Source organism: Corallococcus sp. AB030, from assembly GCF_003668965.1.
GTDB classification, from domain to species: Bacteria; Myxococcota; Myxococcia; order Myxococcales; family Myxococcaceae; genus Corallococcus; species Corallococcus exiguus.
This window is the reverse complement of record NZ_RAWQ01000350.1, coordinates 1-5,238: the sequence shown is the minus strand read 5'-3', so window position 1 is coordinate 5,238 and position 5,238 is coordinate 1. Positions and strand designations below refer to the sequence as shown.

5 protein-coding genes and 1 other RNA gene are annotated in these 5,238 nt (G+C 69.2%); 1 reads left to right on the top strand and 5 read right to left on the bottom strand.

What is annotated here, in order from left to right; genetic code table 11:
- Positions 1–1,212: 1,212 nt before the first annotated feature.
- From D7Y15_RS41965 to D7Y15_RS41950, 4 genes are all read right to left on the bottom strand, one after another.
- Positions 1,213–1,710: a hypothetical protein gene (locus D7Y15_RS41965; RefSeq protein WP_120579707.1), complete on the bottom strand. Its 498-nt coding sequence runs from the start codon at positions 1,708–1,710 to the stop codon at positions 1,213–1,215.
- Positions 1,711–1,927: 217 nt separating this feature from the next.
- A complete protein-coding gene (locus tag D7Y15_RS41960) occupies positions 1,928–2,665 on the bottom strand; it encodes an SUMF1/EgtB/PvdO family nonheme iron enzyme (RefSeq protein WP_158624513.1) in 738 nt (245 codons plus the stop codon).
- Positions 2,666–2,784: 119 nt separating this feature from the next.
- Entirely contained in the window at positions 2,785–3,552 is a 768-nt protein-coding gene (locus tag D7Y15_RS41955; protein ID WP_121756063.1) for a tRNA(His) guanylyltransferase Thg1 family protein, read from the bottom strand.
- On the bottom strand, positions 3,539–3,988 hold the full coding sequence (locus tag D7Y15_RS41950; RefSeq protein ID WP_120579710.1) for an AAA family ATPase: 450 nt from the start codon (positions 3,986–3,988) through the stop codon (positions 3,539–3,541). The genes D7Y15_RS41955 and D7Y15_RS41950 overlap by 14 nt, the downstream gene beginning before the upstream one ends.
- Before the next feature lie 162 nt (positions 3,989–4,150).
- On the opposite strand from D7Y15_RS41950, the gene rnpB reads away from it, so the two are divergent.
- Positions 4,151–4,544: RNase P RNA component class A (gene rnpB / locus D7Y15_RS41945), an RNA gene on the top strand.
- Positions 4,545–4,553: 9 nt separating this feature from the next.
- Here the strand turns inward: rnpB and D7Y15_RS41940 are convergent.
- Entirely contained in the window at positions 4,554–5,117 is a 564-nt protein-coding gene (locus D7Y15_RS41940) for a hypothetical protein (protein ID WP_120579711.1), read from the bottom strand.
- Positions 5,118–5,238: the final 121 nt, after the last annotated feature.

The following is a 5,238-nucleotide window of genomic DNA, read 5'->3' as shown; positions in this document are numbered from 1 at the left end:
TATGCGATCGTCGGCAGCGTCAGATGTGTATAAGAGACAGGCGTGAAGGGACACACGTCGGTGATCATGATGCCGTGCGCGGCGCTCACCGCGCCCGTCTTCAGCCCGGCCTGGAGCGCGGCGCCCAGCGCCACCGCCTCGTCGGGGTGCACGCCGTCGCGAGGCTCGCGCCCGAAGTATTCGGCGACCAGCCGGCGCACCAGCGGCACGCGCGAGCTGCCACCCACCAGCACCACCTCCGCGATGGACTTCTTCGCCAGCTTCGCGTCCTTCAGCGCGCTCTCCATCGGTTCGAGCGTGGAGCGCACCAGGTCCGTGATCAGCGCCTCGAACCTCGCGCGCGTCACCTCCACCTCCAGGGACGCGGGCGTGCCGCCCCGGCCCGGCGCGAGGAATGGCACGATGACCGGCGTGGCCTCCACGGACGTGAGCGCGATCTTCGCGGCCTCCGCCGCCGCCTTGAGCCGCACCTGCGCCGCCAGGTTCCCGGCCAGCGACACGCCGTGGGCGCGCTCGAACTCCGCGCCCAACCACGCGGCCAGCGACTGGTCGAAGTCACTGCCTCCCAGCTGGTTGTTGCCCGCGGAGGCCTTCACGTCCAGCACGCCCTGGAACATCTCCAACACCGACACATCGAACGTGCCGCCGCCCAGGTCGTACACCAGCACGTACTGCTCGGCGTCCAGGTGGTTCACGCCGTACGCGAGCGCAGCGGCGGTGGGCTCGTTGAGCAGCCGCTCCACCTTGAGCCCCGCCAGTTCTCCCGCGTCCTTGGTCGCCTGTCGCTGCGCATCGCTGAAGTAGGCGGGCACCGTGACCACGGCCTCCGTCACCGCGCCGCCCAGCGCCCGCTCCGCGTCCTCGCGCAGCGCACGCAGGATGAGCGCGGAGATCTCCGTGGGGCTGTAGCGCCGGTCCCCGAGCATCACCGGCAGGTCGCGGCCCATGCGCCGCTTCACCTCCGCGATGGTGCGCTCCGGATGCACGAGCAACTGCGCGCGCGCGGACTCGCCCACGTGGAGCCGACCCTCCGCGTCCAGCCCCACCACCGACGGCGTGAGGCGCTGCCCCAACCGGTTGGTCAGGAGGTTGGGACGGCCCGCGCTGTCGAGCGCGGCCACCAGGGAGTGCGTGGTGCCCAGATCAATGCCAACGACGTGACTCATGAGAAGTGAACCCAGGGCCTTTCGGCGAAGGACCGCGAACGGCGGACTAGGACTCCGGCGGCGTCCACGGCTGCGCGGGCACGGCGACGGTGGCGGCTTCCGATGCCGCGTACATGCGGCGCAGCTGATCCAGCCCCTCTTCGCCGATCCCCGCCTCGCGAGCGATCTCCATCGCGCGCTCCGGCGATGCGTGGGTCACCCACTTCCACTTGTACGAAGCGATGAGCCCCGCGATGCAGGACAGCGCGAGCACGCCTGGGACGATGGCGTCCGTCTGCTCGTGATCGCCGAAGGCGACGAAGCCGACGACGAGCGAGATGAGCCCCGCGACGATGAACAGGAAGCGCGCCCACGCCACGAGCACGGACTTGCCACTCATGGAGATGGCCTGCCCGCGCCAGCCATCGCCCTCCTCCGCCGTGACAAGCCAGCCCTCCAGCGGAATGAGCGGCACGAAGTTGATGTGACCGAACTTCGTCGCGACGAAGCCCAGGCCTGGAATCTCATCGACCTTGCCAAAGAGCCTCGAACCGAAAATGACCATGTGCTTCCCCCTCAAAACCGTCGCGCCGTGCCGCGAAGGCACCCGGGCGCGTGCGCGCGAATCCTGCGGCACCCGGGCGAACACGCGCAATCCCCCGCCCCGGGTAGGACAGCGCCTCACGACCCCGTGGGCCACCGCCCTCCAGAACATACGGACCAGGCGGGAAAGACTGGTTCCACGACACCCGGAGTGACCCTGCCCTCCGACGCCGCGTCGCTCAGCGCCGGTGCACGCAGCGGAACCCCACCCCCGTCAGGCCGTTCTTCGGATAGGCGAGGCCCCGGTGGGCGGACCGGAACAGGGCAGGCATGTGATTGAGCCAGGAGCCCCCACGGTGGACGGGCTTCTCCGGCACGCCAGAGGGTTCTGAAGGCGCGTCCTCGCCCAGCCGCTCCTGGTAGCCGGTGGCGGTCCACTGCCACACGTTCCCGGCCATGTCGCAAAGCCCCCAGCCGTTGCATCGCGGCCCGGCGTGGACCACCGGAGCCGTGCCACCAAGGCAGCCGCGCGACGTGCACGACACCGAGCCGACCACGTGCTCCGCGTCGAACGACTCGCCCCACCAGAAGGCGGAGGCTGTCGAGGCACGCACGGCGTACTCCCACTCCGCCTCCGTGGGAAGTGCACCGCCCACGAGCTCGCAGTAGGCCCGTGCGGCGCGCCAGTCCACGCAGTTCACCGGATGGTCCGTGCGCTCGGAGTCCAGGTTGCAGCGGCCGAGCCATTCCGCTGGGGTCTCCGCATCGGTCCACCAACGCGCTTGCGGATCCTTCGCGCGCACCTGCTCACGTCGAGCCGCGAAGGCCCGCGCCGTCACGGGCGTCACGTCCATCTGGAAGCGCTCGAACGCGACCTCCGTCCGGGGCCCTTCGTCCACATCCCGCCCCGGCTCGCCCGCCGGTGAGCCCATCTCGAAGCGCCCGGCCGGCAGCCACACCGATTCAGGCGGGGGCACGGGCTCCACGCGAGCGGAGCGTGGAGCCGTGCCTTCTTTCGCTGTTCCACAGCCCGCCATGAACACAAGGAGGGCGGCGCCCGAACGCACCCGGAAGGAAGTCGAAGTCATCCCAGGGACTATCGCTCCACGCCCTTCAGCAACGACAGGATGAAGGCGCCGTACGCATCCTTCATCGGCAGCTCGTAGTCCACCTTGAGGCGGCGGCGCTCCGCGAGGACCGTCTCCCCAGTCCTCGGGTTGCGAGCCTCCTTCGCGTACGTCTCCCGGTAGAGCCCCGTCCCGCGCTTCTGCCAGTTCGGCACGTCGTTGAAGTTCACACCCCGCTGGAAGAGCAGCTCGTTCTTCTCCGCCACCGACAGGCGCGTGAGCATGCTCGTGGCCTCCGCCACATTCTTCCCTTCGCGACGCAGGCTCCAATAGCAGTGCGCGTTCAGCGCGTTCCGGACCGCGTCCTCGTTGCGCCAGCGGAAGTAGTCGCGCACGAGTTCCGCGTTCGGCAGCTCGCAGATGCGGCAGTCGAACACGGCCAGGTCTCCCAGGAGCAGCGAGAACTTCGCGCTCGCCTCCCCCGCGAGGATGGAGTTGAGCTTGCGCGTCTTGCGCCCGAAGGCGTCCTCGTCCGGGTGGAAGAGCAGCGAGATTTCGTCGCTCTGCGTGTAGCCGTAGACGACCCGGAAGCCGCAGTCCATCAGGTGCCCGGTCGTCGCGACCATCAGGTCGCGTACGCGCACGTCGAAGGGGCTCTCGAAGGCGTGCACCTCCTTCGTCAGCCGCGTGAAGCCGCGCCCATCGATGCGCGCCACCATGAACACGCCGGGCAGCACGCACAGGTCGTGCGCGGTCTCGAACACGCGCATCTTCTCGTCCAGCTCATCGAACTTCACGTTGCCACTCCTCCACGGTGAAACCGTCCGGCCCCAGCCGGACGAAGAAAAGCGCGTCGAAGCCCTCCTCGGGATGGGGGACCTGCAATCGCTTGTACGTCCCGAGCACGCCCACCAACGGCACGCGCTGCTCCGCCGGGCGCTGATCATTCCGCAGGAGCGCGTCCGCGACCTTCGACTGGAAGTAGAGCCCCACCACGCGGAAGCCGAACTGCTTCGCGGCCGCGATGTAGCGGGAGCGCTCCGCCACCGTCGGATTGGTGTTGTCCACCACGAAGGGCTGCTTTGCTTCCAGGCACGCGCGCAGCAGCACCTTCTCCCGGTGCCGCGTCTTGAGCATGTCCAGGCTCAGGCGGACGTGCGTGGTGAAGAAGCGCTCCCGGTAGAAGCTGCTCTTCCCCGCCCCCTGGATGCCCGTGAAGATGACCGCTTCCATGCCGCCCCTCCCTCCCACGAAGGCCGCTCGCGGGGACTTTGGGACGCTCAGGCGCGGGGAAACCCGACAGGCCCCCGGACGCCCGCCCGTCGGCGGCTACACGACAGCGCCTCTTCCAGAAGGTGGACCCGCCCGGGCTGGCTGTTGTATCCCCAGAGTGCCGGAGCGGTCCGGGTGAACGCCGGCCATCGCAGGCATGGATGGCGGGAGGAAAGTCCGGGCTCCAGAGGGCAGGGTGCTGGCTAACGGCCAGTCGAGGCGACTCGCAGGAAAGTGCCACAGAAAACAGACCGCCCGTTCCCGCAAGGGGGCGGGTAAGGGTGAAACGGTGCGGTAAGAGCGCACCGCGTCCGGGGTGACTCGGACGGCACGGTAAACCCCACCTGGAGCAAGAGCCAATAGGAGCGCGTCCCCGAAAGGGGACAGGGATGGCCCGTCCCATGCGTTCGGGTTGCTCGCTGATGAGGTCCCTGGGCAACCAGGGCCCTAGATGAATGTTCGCCGCCCATCCCGAAAGGGGTGGGGACAGAACCCGGCTTACAGGGCCGCTCCGGTTTTTTCCCTGTTACTTGCCCACGGGGACCTGCGCCAACAGCAGGCGCCCCCGGCCGTCGTTGCGCACCGCCTCCGGGTTGGTGATGGGCAGCCGTGCGTCGTTGCGCGGCTCCCACAGCCCCATCCACACATTGACGGCGCGCGGCGACGCGCCCTGCGGCAGGGCGATGACGAACTCGTCCTTCACCGTCTCGCCCACCTTCCACTGCGTGGTGGGGTACAGGCCGCCCGCGGGCTTGTGGTCCACGTTGAGGCGCTCCATGCGCCCGTCCGCGTCCTCCAGGTGCACGAAGACGAGGTAGTCCTCTTCAATCGGCTGGAGCACCTTGAAGAAGACGGTGACGCGCGCCTGGTCCCCCACGGGGATGCGGCCCGGCTGCACGGACGCGCCCACCACCTCCACCTTGCCGCCCAGATTGGCGCCGCTGCGGATGGACAGCGGGGGCACCTGGGCGACGGTGGCCGCGCGGCGCTCCTGGTCGCTGGCCCCTCCGGGGGCCTCCACGATGCAGGCGCTGGAAGTCCCCAGGAGGACGGAGGCGGTCAACAGGACGTTCAGGGGCGGAAGGCGCATGACGGAGGCCTGTTCTACCCGGCCACGGGCGCTGCATCCAACTGCGCGTTGGTGTATGCGGAGCGGCGATGAAGACCCCGAGCCCCCTCGACGCACTCCTGGCGCAGGCGCCCCCCGCTCC

Excerpts from the sequence above, each read along its gene's own strand:
- D7Y15_RS41950 (WP_120579710.1), bottom strand. The coding sequence starts at position 3,988 with ATGGAAGCGGTCATCTTCACGGGCATCCAGGGGGCGGGGAAGAGCAGC.
- D7Y15_RS41965 (WP_120579707.1), bottom strand. The coding sequence starts at position 1,710 with ATGGTCATTTTCGGTTCGAGGCTCTTTGGCAAGGTCGATGAGATTCCA.
- D7Y15_RS41940 (WP_120579711.1), bottom strand. The coding sequence starts at position 5,117 with ATGCGCCTTCCGCCCCTGAACGTCCTGTTGACCGCCTCCGTCCTCCTG.